The organism is Halalkalibacter sp. HAAS-P013 (assembly GCF_056619925.1).
The window spans coordinates 112,441-132,226 of sequence record NZ_JBWQTU010000001.1 but is presented as its reverse complement, the minus strand read 5'-3'; the positions used below and the strand labels follow the sequence as shown (position 1 = coordinate 132,226).

The 19,786-nt window shown below is 34.3% G+C and carries 18 protein-coding genes and 1 pseudogene; 5 read left to right on the top strand and 14 right to left on the bottom strand.

What is annotated here, in order from left to right:
* Nucleotides 1-6: 6 nt before the first annotated feature.
* From pglX to AC1FXP_RS00690, 6 genes are all read right to left on the bottom strand, one after another.
* Nucleotides 7-3,504: a BREX-1 system adenine-specific DNA-methyltransferase PglX gene (gene pglX / locus AC1FXP_RS00715; protein WP_480058026.1), complete on the bottom strand. Its 3,498-nt coding sequence runs from the start codon at nt 3,502-3,504 to the stop codon at nt 7-9.
* A 77-nt stretch (nt 3,505-3,581) separates the two neighbouring features.
* Nucleotides 3,582-4,952 carry a hypothetical protein gene (locus AC1FXP_RS00710; protein WP_480058025.1) on the bottom strand — a complete coding sequence of 457 codons (1,371 nt, stop codon included), beginning with the start codon at nt 4,950-4,952 and terminating at the stop codon, nt 3,582-3,584.
* A 143-nt stretch (nt 4,953-5,095) separates the two neighbouring features.
* Nucleotides 5,096-6,886, bottom strand: a complete 1,791-nt coding sequence (locus AC1FXP_RS00705) for a sensor histidine kinase (RefSeq protein ID WP_480058024.1) — start codon at nt 6,884-6,886, stop codon at nt 5,096-5,098.
* Nucleotides 6,887-6,923: 37 nt separating this feature from the next.
* Nucleotides 6,924-7,919, bottom strand: coding sequence for a BMP family ABC transporter substrate-binding protein (locus tag AC1FXP_RS00700; protein WP_480058023.1), 996 nt, complete (start codon nt 7,917-7,919; stop codon nt 6,924-6,926).
* Nucleotides 7,920-8,101: 182 nt separating this feature from the next.
* The gene (locus AC1FXP_RS00695) at nt 8,102-9,877 is read right to left on the bottom strand and encodes an SLC13 family permease (protein ID WP_480058022.1); all 1,776 of its coding nucleotides are present in this window, start codon (nt 9,875-9,877) and stop codon (nt 8,102-8,104) included.
* A 305-nt stretch (nt 9,878-10,182) separates the two neighbouring features.
* Entirely contained in the window at nt 10,183-10,551 is a 369-nt protein-coding gene (locus AC1FXP_RS00690) for a hypothetical protein (RefSeq protein ID WP_480058021.1), read from the bottom strand.
* Between the two features lie 322 nt (nt 10,552-10,873).
* Here AC1FXP_RS00690 and AC1FXP_RS00685 point away from each other — a divergent pair, with 322 nt between their 5' ends.
* Together AC1FXP_RS00685 and AC1FXP_RS00680 are read left to right on the top strand one after the other, a co-directional pair.
* Nucleotides 10,874-11,050 carry a hypothetical protein gene (locus tag AC1FXP_RS00685; protein ID WP_480058020.1) on the top strand — a complete coding sequence of 59 codons (177 nt, stop codon included), beginning with the start codon at nt 10,874-10,876 and terminating at the stop codon, nt 11,048-11,050.
* A gap of 197 nt (nt 11,051-11,247) precedes the next feature.
* A complete protein-coding gene (locus AC1FXP_RS00680; protein ID WP_250097305.1) occupies nt 11,248-11,445 on the top strand; it encodes a cold-shock protein in 198 nt (65 codons plus the stop codon).
* A 90-nt stretch (nt 11,446-11,535) separates the two neighbouring features.
* On the opposite strand, the gene AC1FXP_RS00675 is transcribed toward AC1FXP_RS00680, so the two are convergent.
* The 6 genes and pseudogenes from AC1FXP_RS00675 to AC1FXP_RS00650 form a co-directional block, all read right to left on the bottom strand.
* Nucleotides 11,536-11,832 carry a hypothetical protein gene (locus tag AC1FXP_RS00675; protein WP_480058019.1) on the bottom strand — a complete coding sequence of 99 codons (297 nt, stop codon included), beginning with the start codon at nt 11,830-11,832 and terminating at the stop codon, nt 11,536-11,538.
* A 315-nt stretch (nt 11,833-12,147) separates the two neighbouring features.
* Nucleotides 12,148-12,426 (bottom strand): hypothetical protein, encoded by a 279-nt coding sequence (locus AC1FXP_RS00670; protein ID WP_480058018.1) that lies wholly within the window; start codon nt 12,424-12,426, stop codon nt 12,148-12,150.
* 362 nt (nt 12,427-12,788) lie between these two features.
* A complete protein-coding gene (locus AC1FXP_RS00665; RefSeq protein ID WP_480058017.1) occupies nt 12,789-13,007 on the bottom strand; it encodes a YdbC family protein in 219 nt (72 codons plus the stop codon).
* Between the two features lie 159 nt (nt 13,008-13,166).
* The gene (locus tag AC1FXP_RS00660; RefSeq protein ID WP_480058016.1) at nt 13,167-13,574 is read right to left on the bottom strand and encodes a hypothetical protein; all 408 of its coding nucleotides are present in this window, start codon (nt 13,572-13,574) and stop codon (nt 13,167-13,169) included.
* 717 nt (nt 13,575-14,291) lie between these two features.
* Nucleotides 14,292-14,486, bottom strand: a pseudogene (locus AC1FXP_RS00655) (hypothetical protein); the annotation flags it as partial.
* Between the two features lie 171 nt (nt 14,487-14,657).
* Nucleotides 14,658-14,801, bottom strand: coding sequence for a YfhD family protein (locus AC1FXP_RS00650; protein WP_480058015.1), 144 nt, complete (start codon nt 14,799-14,801; stop codon nt 14,658-14,660).
* Between the two features lie 174 nt (nt 14,802-14,975).
* Between AC1FXP_RS00650 and AC1FXP_RS00645 the strand changes: the two genes are divergently transcribed.
* Complete coding sequence (locus tag AC1FXP_RS00645) at nt 14,976-15,512, top strand: DUF2179 domain-containing protein (protein WP_480058014.1); 537 nt, start codon at nt 14,976-14,978, stop codon at nt 15,510-15,512.
* A 29-nt stretch (nt 15,513-15,541) separates the two neighbouring features.
* Here AC1FXP_RS00645 and AC1FXP_RS00640 read toward each other — a convergent pair whose 3' ends face one another.
* Both AC1FXP_RS00640 and AC1FXP_RS00635 read right to left on the bottom strand, forming a co-directional pair.
* Nucleotides 15,542-16,564, bottom strand: a complete 1,023-nt coding sequence (locus tag AC1FXP_RS00640) for an alpha/beta fold hydrolase (RefSeq protein ID WP_480058013.1) — start codon at nt 16,562-16,564, stop codon at nt 15,542-15,544.
* Between the two features lie 33 nt (nt 16,565-16,597).
* Nucleotides 16,598-17,011, bottom strand: coding sequence for a hypothetical protein (locus AC1FXP_RS00635; protein ID WP_480058012.1), 414 nt, complete (start codon nt 17,009-17,011; stop codon nt 16,598-16,600).
* 223 nt (nt 17,012-17,234) lie between these two features.
* Here AC1FXP_RS00635 and AC1FXP_RS00630 point away from each other — a divergent pair, with 223 nt between their 5' ends.
* Both AC1FXP_RS00630 and AC1FXP_RS00625 read left to right on the top strand, forming a co-directional pair.
* Complete coding sequence (locus AC1FXP_RS00630) at nt 17,235-18,587, top strand: cytochrome P450 (RefSeq protein WP_480058011.1); 1,353 nt, start codon at nt 17,235-17,237, stop codon at nt 18,585-18,587.
* Nucleotides 18,588-19,061: 474 nt separating this feature from the next.
* A complete protein-coding gene (locus tag AC1FXP_RS00625; RefSeq protein ID WP_480058010.1) occupies nt 19,062-19,769 on the top strand; it encodes a lytic transglycosylase domain-containing protein in 708 nt (235 codons plus the stop codon).
* The last annotated feature ends 17 nt before the right edge of the window (nt 19,770-19,786 follow it).

The following is a 19,786-nucleotide window of genomic DNA, read 5'->3' as shown; positions in this document are numbered from 1 at the left end:
TCTTTCCTAACGATTTGATAAAATACTTGAAAAAAGTTTTTGATTGGCTTCGACTCCTTTATCCAAGTTCAATTCTAGAACTAATTCATAATATTGACCAAACTTCTCCTGATAATTAGCTAGCTCAATTGCTTGTGCTTCTAGCAATGTGATCTTGTTTTGAAGCTTCTTTTTATCCTTATATAAACACGTTTGAATTGCGACAACTTCTTTTAACTCATTCAATTGATCCATTTTCTTTTTTATTACTTGACGCACATAACAGTTTTCAATGTTGACGATCGTATCCCGTTGAATCTGGTGCATATATACTAACGCCCTAAATCCTTTTTCTTTTCCTGAGTCAAATAACCAATATATTGGTCGTTTATGATACATTTTTTGATGGTCTCTGAAAAACTCATCTAAAAAATAACGCTTTATTCTTTCTTCAGCTGTTTCGTACCGCTTCATCTTTAAGGATTGTGCCAACCATAATAAATTAGCTTCAACGAAAGAACTTCCGAAACAAGCTTCCAAAAATTTCCGTAAACGGGTAAGAACATCGCCCTCAAATGAATCCTCAACTGTTAGCAGTTGAATTCCATCCTTATTAGGGTGGAATGATTGGTATAAAGAGTGATCCCATTCTCCCCCTGCAAAAACTAACCCCTGTACATCAAGACTGTATCTTCCAAATAAACACCCAATAAAATAAGAAAGAAATGATCTAGTATCGCGCTCTCTCTCAGCTAGCGAAAGAGTTATATCTCTCTCCTTAACTTCTGGTGTTAACTCCTCTTGTAGGTCGTAAATCTCAATAAAAATTTCATTCAATCTTTCTTCGTTCTCTTTCAATGAAGCGAATGTCTTCTTTTTTGTTTCTTTCCATTTATTGAAAATTGAGGATAAAAAACGTTCATTCTTAAAAGCTAGAAATGGATGTTGAGGATAATCCCAAGACGTTTCTTCATAATCCCAATCCTGCTTCGCTATATCAATATTCTCTTTCGTTAACCTGTCAATTTGTTCGTTTCGTTCTTTTTGAATAATAGGAAGTTTCCCAATAACACCCGAACTATAATTAATTGTTGGGTTCAATGTATGTAAAAGAGTACTTGCAACTGTAGAATTTAAAAAGCTTGCAAAGTAATAGTAGTCTGCTTTATCACAAAAGAAAGCATGAGAACCAACATCAAAAATCATTCCCTTTGGATAACAACGTACACCGAATTTACTTGAGCTTATTAACGACCACGTAATTCCTTCTCGAAAGTAATATGGTACATTTTTTGGTTTCGAATTACTCAGCAAGCATTTTCCAATCGATAGTTTATATAGTTTATCCTCTCGTATCTCATTCCCATCATGCTGCCAATTTACAACCATCTCGTTATTTCCATACCACTTCCGTATAGGGCCACCTTTATTTAATGGAAACCATTTTCGTTCACTTGCTTGAGCAGACTCACGATCGTGTGAAAAGCCGATATCTGAAAATCGAACTTCATACCAATAACGATGAAAACGATTATTATCAGCTGTAGCTAGCCCCTGTCTTGGTTCTGCAATTTGCTTTAATGGTATTCCCTTTAAAAAAACGTTTGTTAATTTCTTAGTCAACCAATATACGATAGGTGTTTCAGGAATAATCGAAAATCTTTCTTGTATACATGTGTATTTGCCTTTGCCTTCTAGAAAAGCTTTTCTCTTACTTTCTGTATTCTTATAATCAACAAGTCGATAATAGATGCTATTATATTTGCTAATATAACTGCGTTTTGAAACAAATGCTGTACTTTGAACAACTTCCCCATCAATATCTTCAAATGTATGTGCCCCTAAATGTAACATGGACATAATAGTACTCTTATTCAATAGCTGCAAACGCAGCTTCTCATAGCTTGTTAAAAACATCCATGATTGCTGGTTGAGCATAGAAAAGACACCATTCTCTTTTGTGAAATGGATCACTCGTTCCATAAAAACGGCTGACATGTCATACTTACTATAGGGAAAATACCTTTTAATATAATCACTTGTTGATTTATTTAACCCTCTTATTCCTATATACGGTGGATTCGTGGCAGTAATATCATATGTAGTCGCTAACATCTTTCCTTGTATTAAAAGTTGAAGTACAAGATCTAATTGCTCAACTACATGATCATTTTCGAACGTTAGCTCTAGTTGCTCCGGTGCCTTGATTCTGTTTATATACTTATCAAAATTGATTTGATCAGGTTGCAGAACGGATCCTAGTTGTTTCGCATTAACAAATGATGTAAATAGCTGTTTGAGTTCAGCTGATTCATTCTCTTCATTTGCTAATAAATTTACGACAGAAGTTACATCAAGGTCATTCGATTCTTGTATCGGAACAATATTTATTTGTATGTCATTTTGTAATATTGTTTTAGATTTTTGACAAGCTTTCATTAACAAACTAAAGATTGCAAGCTGTGCTGCACGATCATCAATATCGATTCCATAAAGATTATTTTCTAAAATTAATTGAGGAATCGCCTCTTGTTCATAGCCAGCCTCAACATACATTTCGTACAACAAATCAAATGCAAACACAAGAATATGACCTGATCCTACACATGGATCAAGAAATGTGATCTCTTTTAGCTTAACAGGGGAATAATTTACCTCTTTGTCGTGAGAGATAACTTCCTTTTCAATTGGTTCAATATAATATTGCATGGAGTGCTTTAAATTTGAGACTGGATTGGCATTTATCCATAACTGTCCTAACGTATTCTCAACCATATATTTTACAATCCATTTAGGTGTGAAAAGCTGCGTAGCTACAGGTATATCTTGTGTTTCCATTTTTTTATTTTGTTTAAGATTAGCAAATACTTGATCTTTAGGTTCACTATTATAAAATTGGTACATCCATCCAATGGCTTCGACCTCGGAAAAACTTTTCATAAAACTTTCTCTTCGTAAAAATTGATTCACACCAGAATAGCGGTCTAATAATAAATCTGACATCAACAATTCGGTGTAACCTTCAATTTTATCAAAAGAAGCAGGTAAGATCGCATGCAACATATTACATTGAGCAAGGAAAAGCTCACGATTCAGCAAATCGATTGCTCCTTCTTGGAAAGAAGAGAATAGTGCTTCATCATCCAGATCAACGTACACCTGTAATGCCGTTATGAATTGTGTAAGAGTGGATTTAGAAAGGGAGTCCATTGTCTGTAACCGGTCCGGAATCACCTTATTTACTTCCATGTATCGGATGGCTACCATTCGAACAAACCACGTATAGGCAACTTCCTCAATTAACTGATCAAAGCCCTTATCAGTCAGTTCCCTTTGCAATGACTGAAAAGAAGACTTCATTTTTATTGGGTACACATGCCCATTAATGCGAAGTTGCTCATGTTTTTCTTCCATTTTTAACATATTATTTTTTTCCAGGCCAAATAATTCAGCACGTTTAGACACCTCATAGAGCAGGTCACGTCTTGTTTGTATAGCAAACGTCTTTAATTCTGATCGATTCATACAAACCTCCCAAATAAGGGATATTTTCTATTTTCTTTACCTTTTTATTTATTGTAGCACTAAGAACTATTTCATTCTTACAGTAAGAAAAAGCCAATGAGCGTTCCGACTCCTCCATACAAAATTGCAAACGGCATATTTCTAACGGTAATTCGATAAGGACTTTGATTTGTGTTCATAGAGGTGATCGTAACAGTTACACCATATGCCCCAACCGTTGCTGTTGCCAATGCACCTGTAATTAAGACCATACCAATACTAAGGGGATTAATAACCTCGTATAATGGCTGCAACACTTCCATTAATATACCTATTGTTGCAATTGGATGCACTCCTATCATGCTCATCACAAGGTATGTTGATTGGATTAGCAGTAAAATTAAAAACGGGGTTTCCGACGCAACTATAAATGGATGTTGGATGATTGCAAGAAACGGTGTTTCATTTAAGCTACTTGAAAAAAAAGCTAACGATAAAAAGAGAACCACAAAGTTTTGCATACCATTCGTTCGTAGTTTCCATGAGTTCCAGCCAATTGCAACGAAACTTCGAATCCGTTTCATTATGAAAGCCCAAGCAAAAGAAAATGGCAAAATAACTAATGTAACAGAAAGGATAAAGTTCAATTGAAAGGAATTGCCGATACTAACAACAATCATTAGAAAAATAGAAAGAGCAATAATGAGCTGTGCAATTTTCACTGCGATTTTTTTCGGTTCTAACTCACGAGTCTTACGTAGTTCAATGGGCTCATATGGGATGTGATTAAATTTCTTCCTCCCCCATAACAGATCAATAGAAAAAACGACAAATGAACATAAAAATAACCAAGGTAAAAAGGTTAAGTAACTCACTCCAGTAGCATCAACTGTGATAGCAACCATGACTTCCATTGGACTCCAAGCTAGAGCAACAGCAAATGCTCTAAGAGTTGACCTACTAATAAAGGAGTCTTGTATTTTTTTCTTAAGGTTCATCATGTTTTGCTTCAATACTTCTTGAGAAAGTGATAACGCTGATAAATTGATAAAGGTACAAAGTATATAGGTGGTAAAAGAACTTCTCCCATATAATTTTCCTAAGCTAGTAACATTCACTTTCATTATTTCATTAATTCGACGATCAAATCGCCCTGCTCGCACAACACTGTTCATCCATGGCAACATAGCTAAAAAAGCTAATAATGGCATGGTAGACGTCATAAATAAAGGTATTTGATAGATTGGTAATCCAGAATATATAAACAAAGCGAGACCAATAGAAAGAAATACCACACCTAAAATTCGAAATAACTTAGCAGCACCCCAAAACGATACACATAGCATTGGTATCGATAATACCCCTACAACATACGCCAATGCGGCATTTGCTGTGAACGTATTTAACACGAAGAGGAAGAGCACACATGTATATATGACATACATATATTCTTCAATGAAACGTTTCATTGTCATCACCACTCTATCCACTATTTTACCTATCTACTTTACTCCTTGTATTACAATCCTTCAACTAAATCGCAAACAAAAAAACGGCTGAGCCGCCTTTATAATTGTTTATAGTGACATTTAATCGGTGTCTTCCCTTACCCTTACCTATCTCCATTTATCGGAAGAGTAATTCTAAAAACCGTACCTTTTTCGGAAGATGAAAGCAACTTAATTTTCCCATTGTGATTGTCAATAATTCTTTGTACAATCGTCAAACCTAGTCCCGTCCCATTTTCTTTTGAAGTTAAAAATGGAGCGAACACTACATCTTGTAGATCTGCTGGAATACCTGGTCCATTGTCTTCTATAAAAATCTGATACTGATCTTCAATTTTTTTAGAGTAAATAGAAAGCTTTCCCTTTTCCGGAATAGCTTCTATACTATTTCTTATCAAATTATGGAACACTTGTTTCATTTGCTTTGTATCAAGTTGCAAAGGAACAGGTTCTAAATTCACCTGAATATCTACCTTTCCATTTGCTACTGATTGCATTATTAGTGGAAGGATTTCATTTATTACATCATCTAGTATAGTTTTATTAAACACTGGCGCACTCGGCTTGGTTAGCAATAACAATTCTTCAATAATTGAATTAATACGCTCAAGTTCTTTCCTTAAAAGTGGCATATGAAATTTCTTACTATCTGTTTCAGATAATGATTGACTCATTAATGACATAAATCCATCAATGACCGCTAACGGATTACGAATCTCATGTGCAGCTCCAGCGGCTAACTCTCCAATCAAAGCCAACTTTTCAGACTGGTGCATCCTTTTTTCAAGCTCTTCTGTTTCTGTAATGTCAACAAAATAAAAAATTCGACCAATTACCTTAGCATGTTGATCGCGAAGTTCAGACTGAGAAACTAATAACGCATGTGCAGCATCCCGCGAATGATAAGGGACTTTAACGTTTTTTATAATTTTTTTAGAATGTAGAATATCCCAAAACATTCGGTTTCGAGTCTCGTATTCAGGATTATCTTCTTTTAATAGATGGTTTGCCGCATAATTATAGGTTACATTCTTGGTTTCTTCATCAACAGTTATAATTCCAACTGGTAAGGAATTCAGGATTTGTTCTCTAAAAATTTTATCCATCATAATTGTGTGAAATGAATCTTTTAATTTCGTAGACATTTGATTAATAGAACCAGTTAATAGCTGAAATTCTACTTGTTCGCTAGATTGAATAGTAAGTCCATACTCACCATTAGCAATACGGTCAACTTTCTGAACCATTCCCTCTAAAGGTTTCGTCAAACTTCCACTTAAACGGTATGCTGATACAAAAGAAATAATAACCGTTCCTATTGTTAAAAAAAGCAACAAGTACACAGATTGATTAATAATGGTAGAAACATTATTTGAATGATCCGTTAAAGACATGAAGACATTTTCTTTTTCTTCCTGCAACTTATTAGAAATTCCCCTATGATGTGGGAGAAATTGTTTTTCAATATAATTTCTTATCGCAACCTGATCACCAAATGAAATTAACCCCTGTACATAATTCTTCATCTTAAAATCTAGCAGATGAATTTCAGTTTTGAGATACTCAATAGATTCAGGTGGTACTGCGCTATGTTCAGACAGTAAATGATTCATAGTAGTAACAGTGACTGAATTATAAGTGTCCACTAAGTCACAACATAAGTCATTCAATAGAAATTGTTCAACAATATATCCCTTAATGTGCATTTCATCTTCCCAATATGAAATCCAAACTAATTCAGGAATGTTTTGCTCATTTATTTCGTTATTTACATTACTTATTTGATCAATCGATTGAATAAGAATAAATGAGAAACTACTTAAAAGAATCGTTGTCAAAAGAAGGATTGTTAAAATTTTACTACGAAAACTTATTTTTTTAAAAAAGTGAATCATAAATCCTCCTTTAACGAACGATCTATTTTTAAAAATGTTATTCGGATTGATGTATTTTTTCTAATTCAGAATTAATATATTGCTTCTCTTGATCTGAAAACATAGAACCAAGGGGAGCAAGTTTATACACACCATCTTTATCTGTTAACATAACTGTCCCAGCCGGAATTCCATCAGGCGAAAAGAAATCCTCCATAATTGAAACATAGGCTTGCGACACATCATTAATGACACTAGTTAATACTAAATCTTCAGCAATATAGGACTGATCATCAAGATAACCAATAATATAAATATCATACTTTTTGGCATGTTCAATAACATCTCGGTTAAATGCATTACCTTTTGAGTAAACAACATCTACTCCCTCTTCAATAAATTCTTCTAGAATTTCTACAGCTCGTTTCCCGTCATCTCGGCTACCGACGAGCTGATAATAAAGTAAAGAATCTGGACTATAGTAATTCAATCCTTTTTTAAAATCAGTTTTGCTTTCTCTTGCTTCAATAGCATCAAGTATTCCAATTTTATTGCTCTTTGATTTTAACGAAGCAACTAATGCAGCAATATGTTCGATGCTGCCTTGATTAAAAGTGTAAACAGACTGATTTTCATACTCTGAAGTACCATGAATTGTTACAAAATGCGTATCCAAATACATTGGTGCTAGTTTAGTAAATACATCTGAGAACTCTCGGCCGTGGCCAATAATTACTTCTGTATTCTCTGCAATTGTTTCTTTTATAGTTGCTTCAATTAATTCATCTGAATGTATTTCACTATATAACGATACAGTCACTGGAAATTTTTCTTCTATTTTTAATTGACCTTTATAGGCTAGACCACCCCAACTTTGGTCAATAACTTGGTCTGATGTAATAATAGCAACTTTTACGTTCTCTTGATCACCGCTCACAGTTTCAGAGTCAAATAGCAAGGAACTGATTCTCAGTATTAATAAACTAATAAAAAGTATTGCAACAACCATAGTAATGAGCATAAGATTTCTAGATTGTTTAAATTGTTGCAGCATAACTAACTCTCCCTTTTTCTATATATAAAAATAATCTTACTGAAAAAAAGGTTAGCGGTCTACCTTTTTTCTATTTTGTTTGACAAAATACCACATAATCTATCATTTTTAAATGAATTATTTCTCAATACAGTTAACATAATATCGTTATGGTGAATAACCTCCGACGTTTACGTGTTACGTTAGATCACCCAAACAAAATATACGATAACAACCGTTACTATTAAATACAATAGATTAAGGGGAATTCCTATTTTCAAATAATCAGAGAAACGATATCCTCCAGGACCGTAAACAATTAAATTCGTTTGATAGCCAATTGGCGTTGCAAAGCTTGCTGAAGCAGCAATTGCAATCGTTACAAAAAATGCCATAGGATCAATAGAAAGTTGGTTTGCGATATGCAGAGAAATCGGAAACATCAACACTGCTGCTGCATTATTTGTAATAATTTCTGTGAAAAAGCTAGTTAGTAAATAGACAACGAATACTGCACCTAGTATACCGAATCCTTTTGTCAATTGGACAAACTGATTAGCAATTAACTCTGCGGCTCCTGTCGTCTCAAGCGCAATTCCTATTCCAATCGCACAAGCAATGACAATTAACACATCAAATTGAATATACTTTCTTGCTCCCTCAAACGATACGGTCTTCGTCAAGAACAAGACTACAACGGCAAGGACAGCAGCTTTAAACATTGGCAAGATCTCAAATGAAGCGAGTAAAATCATCAATACTAAAGTAATAATGGCAATATAGGATTTTTTTGTATCAATAATTTCCGGTTCATCAATCGGTGAGAGTAAATAGAAATCATTTGAACTAGACCATCTATTAAGAAAATCTTTGTTAGCTAACAATAGTAACGTATCCCCAGGCTTTAATTTAATATCTCCAACCTTATTATTAATTCGCTCATCATTTCGATGAACCGCTACTACCCCCGCATCATATTTACTTCGAAATTTACTCTCCTTAACAGTCTTTTGGATTAAGCTAGATTGATGAGACACAACCGCTTCAACTAAAGAGGCACTTCCATTTTGCAGATCTTCTAATTTAAGATCTGTACCTGTTTCTACAGTTAACCCGCGGATATTCTGCAATTCAACGATCGTACTAAATAGTCCCGTAAAAATTAAACGATCATTTTCTTTAATTTTATAAAAGGAAGGAACAGGAGCAGTCCGCTCTCCATTACTAATAACTTCTATAAGATATAAGCCTTTTAAATTCCTTAAACCGGCTTTTTCAATTGACTTGCCAATTAAAGGGGACTGCGTTTCAACTATTGCTTCCGAAAGATACTCTCTTGAACTCTCATCGAATGTCTCTTCAGATGTTTTGCGATCTGGGAGAATCTTGTAACCAATGGTCACCATGAATATGATACCGACAATACTTGCTGGGATACTTACTATGGCTAGTTGAAACATCGAAAACCCACTCATTCCTTTCTCTAACATAAATCCATGAATGACTAAGTTCGTCGACGTGCCAATTAATGTCCATGTTCCACCAAAAATGGCTGCATAGGACAAGGGTAATAAAAATTTAGATGGAGAAATATTTCGGTCTTTGCACCATTTACGTACAACAGGTGTAAACATTACGACAATTGGTGTGTTATTTAAAAAAGCTGACATACCAGAAATCGGTATCATCATTCTTATGAGAGACATTCTTGGATTTTTTCCAGTGCTTAGAGCTTTCACAATAAGTTGATTGAGAGTCCCGCTTTGTTTTACAGCTCCTGCGACAATAAATAACAATGCAACGGTTAACATACCTTCATTAGAAAATCCTTTTAGTGCATCCGCAGGTGTTAAGATACCCGACAATAACAAAATAGCTAATGTACAAAACAAAATAAAATCTGGTCTTGCTACTTCTTTTATAAGACAGATAAGCATCCCAATTACTACAATTATCACAATTACAATCTCGAAGTTCATCTTATCCATCCCCTGTTCTCTTAAATCTTATAAGCTACACCACCGATAAAACCAATGAGTTTAGTATGAATTAGATATACAAAAAGGCTTCTACTTTTTAAAAGTAGAAGCCTTTGGTATTTCCAATCAGCTTTCACGATTTAATTTTCTAATGTTCATTATATTTATTTCTTATGGTTATATTATTCTGTTAATTCATATATGTCAAGTCGGTTTTAAAGTTAACTAGAACTTTTAGAGGAATAGTCAAAAACTCCACTATTTGCTGTTATTTGTTCGCAAATAGTGGAGTTTCTTTAATTTATTCACTTAAACAATTTAATAACTTTGTTAAAGATTTTTTTATCCTTTGAGTTCATTTTTTTACTGACCGTTGTGGAAGTTAAATTTGTGTTATCTTTTGAATCAAAAGAAACGATTTGTAAGTAAAAAGGTTTGGTTTTTCGGTCTCCTCCGAGATATCCTCTTAAAAAACTCACCTTTTCAAAGGATCCAGTAATCTTACCATTATAATCCCATTCAATTTTATTGTTATAAATCGTATCCATTTTCCTTTTTAGAGCTAATGCTTCAACGACCGCTTCTTGAGGAGTATTAAAAAAAGAATTTGTCCTCTTTAAACCAGTCCTCTTAAAACCATCTCCTGCTTTTGCTTGATAAACCGTATCCGTCATATTGGTCATCCTTTCGTGATTGGTCTCACGCCTTCTGCTAGTGAGTCTGCACATCAGAAGACCAAAGGGTATTCCCTTACTAAAAGTATACCCTAGATTACCAATTTTTACTACAAAACAGTTAAATTAACAAATTATATTTAGAAATAATTAAAAAATGAACATAACTTCAATTAGTATGAGATAATATAAATATGTAAATTTCACTTAAATTAAATAGGAGAATTATTATTATGTATGGAATGATCATTTAACCATGATTTTTTCATATATACCTTTACAAAAAGAAACATTATATTAAAATTGAAAGTTGGTTTTTTTTATGAAAAGTAAAAATAAGTTTCAAGCTAATGAAAAGGTAATTTTAAAAGCAACAGGTGAGACCCTTACGATTAACAAATTTAGTTATGTACCAAATATGAAAAGATACTCCTATACTTGTTTAGAACACCCGAGTACATTTTTCTTTGAAGAAGAAATGCAACATTCGAAATCATAATAATAACTAACTGAATTTAGCCCAATTGCGAATTGTTCTTGCAATTCCAAAAGATGGATGTTATGATAAATATAATTATTTTTGTTCGGGTAAACTGATAGAATTAAGACTTTCTTACTATGTGGTTTTGTCTTGATGGGTTATGCATGGGCAAGGATAGTAATAAATAGTGGATAATCCACGTTGGAGGCAATATCATGACACAAGGTACAGTAAAATGGTTTAATGCAGAAAAAGGTTTCGGTTTTATCGAAGTTGAAGGTAGCGACGATGTATTCGTACACTTCTCTGCAATTCAAGGCGAAGGTTTCAAAAGTTTAGAAGAAGGTCAAGCTGTTACATTTGAAATTGAGCAAGGTGCTCGTGGACCACAAGCTGCTAACGTTCAAAAGTAATCAAAAAAGACTCCAATAGGGGTCTTTTTTTGATTGGAGTATGAGAAGAAGGCATTAGCAAAAGAATTAGGAACACCTGTACTACCCTTCCTATTTAACTAATGCATATAGAAAACTTATGACCAATAATAGCAATGAACTGAGTAACAATGGATTCAGTGTAAGCAATTTACTTCCTTCACGCGGAACATGATTACCAAGTGTCTTCATTGCTAAGTGCGCTTCATTAGAAAGTCCGCTTGTAGATATTAACAATGAAATAGCTCCGACAATAAAGGCCACATTAACCAATTGTAATCCAAAATACCATCCAATCAGAGCACTAATTACAACTAATATAATAAAGAAAACCGCAGTGTTTCCGATGTATTGTTTAATGTCATGCACTCTCCCTTCAACGTTATTTATTTTATAAATGAATACTAAAATTGTAAAGCTCCAAAAAAGCTAAGCATTTGAAGTGAAATTAAGGGTTATCCAAAAAGGCTGATTTTGACCTTATGGGATCCCCCTTAAAACAATGTCTGAAATTACAAGAAAGTTGATTCCCTTGTTTTTTACACCTCTTTTTGAACGGCACTATATTTGTGGTTTTTATTGTTACTTTTCATCATATCCTATCTTTGAGGCATATTATGGAGTTACATACAAAAGAGCCCCACACTAACAATCGTGGGGCTTTACATATTTGTAATTTATCCTCTAAACAAGAACGTCGTGTTCTTTAAATATATGCTTACATTCTCTCTTAACTTTAGCTAAAGAATCTTCAATGTTACTTGTTTTGTCAACTAAAAACGAATACATTGGTACAAGCGAACTACTTTCACTTTGTTCATACATTACTTTCACAAATTCTTCAGTCGAAGCTGATTCTGTTTCATCTAAACAAACCTCAACTTGTTCCCATACAACATAATAATGGTTTTTTACTTCTTCTCTTAAATACTCTTTCATGTTGATCAGTTCTTTCGCTACCAATTTAATCACTCTTTCAATTATATTTTGCAGTCTTTACCGATTAAATAACATGAACGAGAAGAGTTGAATTCTTATCGGGTAATTACTGCAACCCCAATCTATTTGGTTGTGTTAATTATAAATAGAAGTTGATTTGATTATCTGTGCGTTTCATCACATTCGTATCAGTTTTTTTATAGTTATATCCAAAATAAAAAAGAGTCACTTCAAAATGAGGGCACATCCAAGGTCGACTTTCACCTTTATAGTGCCCACTATGGAACGTACTGAGGCATATCTACTTAATCGAGCCATTGAAAAAGGTTGTTTTTTACCAATTTCAGTGGCTTCTTCAAAATAGCTACCTCTCTTTAAAGAAGGCATTATTTTCCCTTTGTTAATGCTTGCACTAAGATTTCGATTTCTTCTTCTGACAAAGTTACTCCTTTGCCCATTTTTGAATAGTCAGGTGCCCAGTCTCTTATATCATATTTAGCATCTCGACCATTCCAACTTATTAAGTTTAACTCTTTTTTCCAACCCTTTGATCCTTCTGATAATACAGCTACAGTTTCAACAATTTCAAATTTAATTTCCGCCACTCTTCAAACCTCCGATAAAATACATTTCAACTATACCGTACCCCTTTTGTTAAGCAATTACAATATAATTGAACATCAAGCGCTTCATTGTTCCGTCTCCTTCTAAATTATTCCACAATTCTATTGGCTAGGTTTGTCGTTTTCTTCAAAGTCTACCTACTATTCTCTTTCTTTGTACAAACTTTGAGATGAATAGTAACCGCATATAATTAAAATTAAGATTGAAATTGGATATAAGTCAAATTTCGTTACTGTATGTGCGTTTATTTGATTAAGCGTTATATCTACAACTAGTATCAACAGAACTGGAAAGATACCAAGCAAGATAAATTTTGAATACTGCAGTTTCCACTCCCCATAGATTCGATATTGTTTAATTAAATGCTTGCTTGCAAGTAGCACTCCGAACAATATAAATATCGTTATTGGAGTTGCAACTGAAAAAACATGTAGAGTTCTTGATGTAGAGAAAAAAGAAGTATGATACCAACTATTTGTTAGTTCTAATAATAAACCTGTTATGAGTAGAAATATACACCATGCTACTAAGTTTATAATATGCATCATCGGCTCTCCCCCAAGCTTGAGACGAATTATTCTATTGCAAGGTAAGTCACGCTTCCATAAATGTTCTTTTTCTATTAACTGAATTTTCCCTTTTATTCAGTTTCCTTCTCTAATTACCTATTTTTTACTCTTTGACGATAATATAAAAAGACTAACGAATAACAACTTGCACTAGCTACAGCGATAAATATTCAAATGACATTAAATGTTCCCTTGAATATTCAAAATGTCGCATCTGAAAACAAAGCTAATATAGCAACCAACCAAAATAAATAAACCTATCACAAACATTAAATTTATCAACTTGTACAACAAATCCGTCAAAGAAAAAGTGCATCCCTAAAACGTGTTATAAAAAGGTGCCAATTTCAAATGCTTTCATTTTCATCCTCCTGATCCTATAAATTGAGTGTTATATATATACGTTATGACAAGTCAAAAGCTTCATTTTATCTAAAAATTCAATAAAGTCAGTCTCCATCAAAAAAGCAAAATGTTGCTTTGGATAAAACCCTACTTACTTATTACTTATGAAAGTAATTTATGAAACATGTAAAGCTAAGACCAAAGAACTGAAATTTTTACTTTTCATAACAAAAGCACGTTGTTTAAAAAGATACATACTAGTTAAGTAGGGCATAGGGTTATATACAAAGGAACTAACGAACAAGGGTTACCCAGTCGGCCGGTTTTTGACCTCTTCGGAATAACCCCTTCTTAACTCCCTTTCCGTCCTTTAACTAAAAAAAGCACATGTTGAATCAATCCATCAGATACCTTATACACTGCTACTACATGGTTCTGTTCGTTGCTGCCTCTAGATCCTCCTCTTACATGTTCCTCATCTAACACATAATTTCCAATTACTATCCGCGCGACTAACTTGCAATGTAGATTTGGACTTGGTTCAAATAATGCAGTATATCTTTGTTATCATAGGCAATTAATTGTTTTTCAACTGAAATGGATACATCCGTCATTTTTTCCTATATTTCTTGCTTAATATAATAACCTTTCATTAACATTTGATATTTATAAGAAAATGGGAGAGGTCATATCAATTAACCTCTCCCACTTTTCTTCTTATTTTTGTTTGTTTCTTTGTTTCTTTTGTGCACGCTCATCTGCTTGCTCCATTCGATCCATTGCTTCTTTGTCTTCAGAGTCAGCTAGTTCCTCCGAATACTCTACATCATCATATTGGCCTTGCGTGTTTTTCTTGCTCATATGTTAGATCCCCCTAAAAGTGTAATGGTTGGAAGATAAGGATATTCAACTTATCTGCGCTTAGTATTAGCGACCATTATTCATACATGAATGGTATATTCTGGCTTCAATACATATCGACTATCTTAAAGGGAATTCTAACAATACGTCTTTTATGGAATGGGTGAATGAACAATGTATAACATTTTTCTTATACTATTACTTCAAATTATCTTAGTACCCGTATTGTCACTTAGGATCATTTTTGTCGTAAAAAACATGACGATTCTAGCCTCAGCTTTTGGTTTCTTAGAAGCATTAGTCCATATTTTCGGTTTATCTATTGTACTTAGTGGAGAACAAAGCATGGCTGAGATGCTTACATATGCAATCGGATTTGGTGCAGGTATTTATATTGGAGGATATATTGAAAACAAATTAGCGTTAGGTTACACAACACTCACTGTAAACCTGCTGACAAGAAACACAGACCTAATTTCCACGCTTCGTAATGAAGGTTTCGGTGTAACCGTTTTTGAAGGAATGGGGAAGGATAGTACTCGGTACCAGTTGCAAATTTTGACAAAACGAAGTATGGAACAAAAACTAATTAATATGATTGAGCAGTACGAGCCTCATGCCTTTATTATTTCTTATGAACCGCGTAAGTTTAAGGGCGGTTACCTTCTTAAAGGAATGAAAACAAAGCCGTCCGAACAAAGCTCTCACTAACTGTGGAACTGTTCTTTAGCTTCGAATCCTTAATTGTTCTCTGACCTCTGCGATAACCATTCACGTATAAATTCTGGTATTTCTCCGGTCATCGCAAGTGAGACATGCCCCCCTTTAATCTGTTTATACAATTTATCTTTACTGGACACATTTTTATAAAGGGGAAGGATAAGATTCTCTGGTACGAGTTGGTCGCCACTAGTTGAAATAAGTAGTAAATTCGCCTTAATATTCGATAATAAAACGGGTTTCTGATGGATCATTAGCTCACTTTTGATCAATTTATTATCTCTTATAATTTCATTTATTAATTGCTTTAATGTAGCTCCTGAAAATGGAATATGCCCGTTTACCCATCTATTAAATAACCTCCATTTCCTAACAGCCTCTGGATCGTCTGCACGCTGAATTAGTGATAAATACGAGCTATACGTAAATGGAGAGACGGCTAGCCGCATACCCAATTCAACGATCTTTGCTGGAACAACCCCATAATCATCTAAAAAGGCATCCATGCTTATTGCGTTTTTTTTCAACTTGTCGAACCACTTTTGCAACACTGGAGATTCACTAAAATTAATCGGTGGTGCAAAAAGGATTAAATTTTTAATTGGCTCCTTAGCCAATGAGGCATAAATGGTGGCTAATGTACCTCCTAGACAATACCCTACAATACTAATATCCGCTGATTTTGAATGAATTAACGTTTTTTGGACTCCCTTTTGAACATAAGTCAAAATATAATCGTCTAGTGTGATATCTCTGTCCTCATAGCCAGGCTTTCCAAAATCAAGCAAGTACACGTCATATCCTTCTTCTCCAAATGCCTCAATCATGCTAATCCCTGGTGATAAATCGAGGATATAGGACTCATTAAGTAATGAATAAATTAAAAAAAGTGGTGTCCTATATTTTTTATTCGAAGCTGGATAGTACCATAATGTTGCTTTGTTTTTTTTCCATATTGCCTCTTTAGTTGTTTGGCCATGTTTGGGTTTAGGATCGATTAGTGCTGAACGAATCCCTCCCCACCTACCCTTTTTCTTTTTCACTTTTTCTCCCTCCCAATTGTACCTTGTATTTTTCTATTTATTTGTTCTAGTTGTATCAAGTATATTTTTGATTAGAATTTTTCTTAACTGCTCCTTATCAATCTTTTTCTTGCAACTAGCCTTTTCATGTACAGGATATACAGACATTCTCTCCTCTATTGCATCTACTTTATCTTCAATTTGTTTAGCTAGCCTTGCTACATTTGCTACATCGTCTTTAGTTGGTACGTTTAAAAAAAGGGAAATAACTTCCATGTGCTCTCTTATCTCCTTCATCATATTCATATGACTTTTTGCACCAAGCTTTATAAGGTCCATGTACCTTTCATCTTCTAATAGTTGATGTAGCCATTTATTCAACTTTTTTTCTGATTTAATGCCTATTAATTTAATTAGATCAAAAATATCAACCGTCTCATCTTTTCTTTTTTTCTTTTTTTTTCCCATTTCTATTTCCCCTCTCTTTGCAACGTATTCATTCTATCTAGATTACTATTTCTATATTCAAGGAAACTTTCGAGCGTTTATAGGTTTGACTATATAAAGAGCCCGTTTTTATCATTTCACTCACATATCTTTTATAATGTTCCGCTAGCGTACAAGCCAAAACAAGCCACAGTCATAAACTAACTGTGGCTGATCACTTACGTTTTTAAAGGAGGAATAGCTAGTGACTAGTAACAATAAATACACGCATAAGAACCCGAGTGGGAATTGGTTGACTGGTCATCTAAAAGACTTTCAAAAGGATCCACTCGGTTTCTTAACATCGCTATCACAGGATTATCACGATATGGCACAAATTCGCTTTGGTCCATTCAAAAGGGTACATGTTGTTACAAACCCTCATTTAATTAAAGAAATTCTTGTTACAAAGCAAAAAAGCTTTGTTAAGTCACACGACTTACGGGTACTGAAAGATGTAGTTGGAGAAGGACTATTAACTAGTGAAAAGACTGTTCACTTGCGGCAAAGAAGGCTTATTCAGCCTTCTTTTCAACATTCTCACATAAATAGTTACGCGACAGATATGATTGAAACAACGAAGAAATATCTTGAAAAGTGGGAAAATGGACATGAATATGTAATCACTGATGAAATGATGGATGTTACGCTTGGAATTATCAGCAAAACGATGTTCAGTATGGATTTTGATGAAGGAGTCTCAAAGATTGGTAAACCCATTGAGACATATATGAAGCTAGCTGTAAAAAGGATGCGTTCTCTTATGCCTCTTCCATTATGGGTTCCGACCAGTGCAAATCGAAAGTATAAAAAATCAATTGAATCTTTGAATCAAGTGATCTACGCTATTATTGAAAGAAGAAGACAAAATAAAGAAACGTATAATGATCTTCTTGGTGTGCTATTAGATGCTCGAGATGAAAAAGATGGCTTAGGAATGTCTGACGAACAACTAAAAGATGAGTTAATGACGATCTTTTTGGCAGGGCATGAGACAACAGCTAATGCCCTTTCTTGGACGCTTTACCTGCTATCTCAGAACCCTTTAGTTGAGCAGAAATTGCATGAAGAAGTAGAGCGAGTGATCGGCAATAGTCCAATCGATCCGAAACATTACAGAGATTTGAAATATACACAAAATGTGATCTGGGAGTCGCTGCGCCTGTATCCACCCGCATATATTATCGGGCGGGAAGTAGATCATGACATAGATATAGGGGGTTACGCCTTAAAAAAGGGTGACATGGTTCTCATGAGTCAGTATGCTATGCATCGGAAAGATGACTATTTTGAACAACCGCATGCATTTAGGCCTGAGCGTTTTGAAAATAACTTCATCAGGTCCATACCAACGTATGCGTTCTTCCCTTTTGGCGGCGGACCACGGGTCTGTATTGGTAATCACTTTGCCATTATGGAAGCTGTTCTCGTCTTAGCTTGTATCGCTCAACGCTTTAGGTGGAAGCTTGCGCCTGAGCATCATGAAGTAAGACCGCAACCACTTATTACTCTTAGACCAAAACACGGCTTACGTATGATTGTAAAAGAAAAACAGTAAGTGGCACTTGTTTGAAACAAGAATAGTGTTAGGTGATATCATATCACCTAACACTATTCTTACCCAGTACTCCGAATGAACAATTTATTACAACAACATTTTCGGGCTGTTCTCTATGTATTCATTAAAGTAAACTAACAAAATTTTTGTTCAGCAAGTTACAATCATACTACATCCAATACAATATTCTTTATTGACAATAAATTCAACTTTCCTCCATAAATATCCAGTGCCCTTCCTTTCCTTTTTGAAACCTTCTCCTTCCTAGGAAAATACCTCCAATAAAATATGTGTATTTGTAAGCAAATGAAAGGAAATAGCATATATAAAAAGGACTAAATTGATTTAGAAGTAGAAACCAAAGCAAATATTGCCTTACCATCATATCTGAATGTTTTACCGTGTTGAGGATATGTTCGGATTTCGTTACGATATACGTCGTTGGTAACAAACATAATTTTTAAAGGAGGAATAATGATGAAGAGCAAAATTACCTTAAGCTTAGTCATACTACTTTCCTTCCTAGCTGGATTTCTTTATTTCGAAAATACAAAATTACAACAAACAATAACAGAAACTGAAAATGAAATAGAAGAACAAAAAACTAAGCTAGAAATGAAGGAAATGGAAGAATATTTTGCTACAAATTCTGAAGCAATGGATGTTACTCTCACTTATGAAACTTGGGTTGAATCTACGATGCTTGCAGAACAGTTATTGGAAGATAGTGAAGGTAAGTTTGAAAAAGAATGGGGTATTTTCTTAGGAGAAATTGCCGCACAACGTGATATTGATCCATTTATCGTATATGAATTGTTACGAACTGAAACAGGCGGCTCCTTTGACCCTTCCCTTGTTGGTCCAGAGACTCGCTTTGGACATGCTTATGGGATGGCTCAATTTATGAAGAATACTGCACCTTGGATTGCAGAAATGGCTGAATTGCCATATAACGATGACTTGTTATTTGATCCACTTTATTCAATTCAGTTATCTGTTGAGTATTTAAGCTACCTTCATAGCAAATATGATGATTGGGATTATGCATTAACTGCATATCATCGTGGTGTAGGCGGACTTGAAAATTACATTGATGCAAATGGCCATGCAAAAAGTGCCTACGCTGTTGAAATTCAGGAAAACGCAGAAGAATTAGGGGATTTAGTAGCCTATTCGAACTAAAAAGTTGAATTTACCAT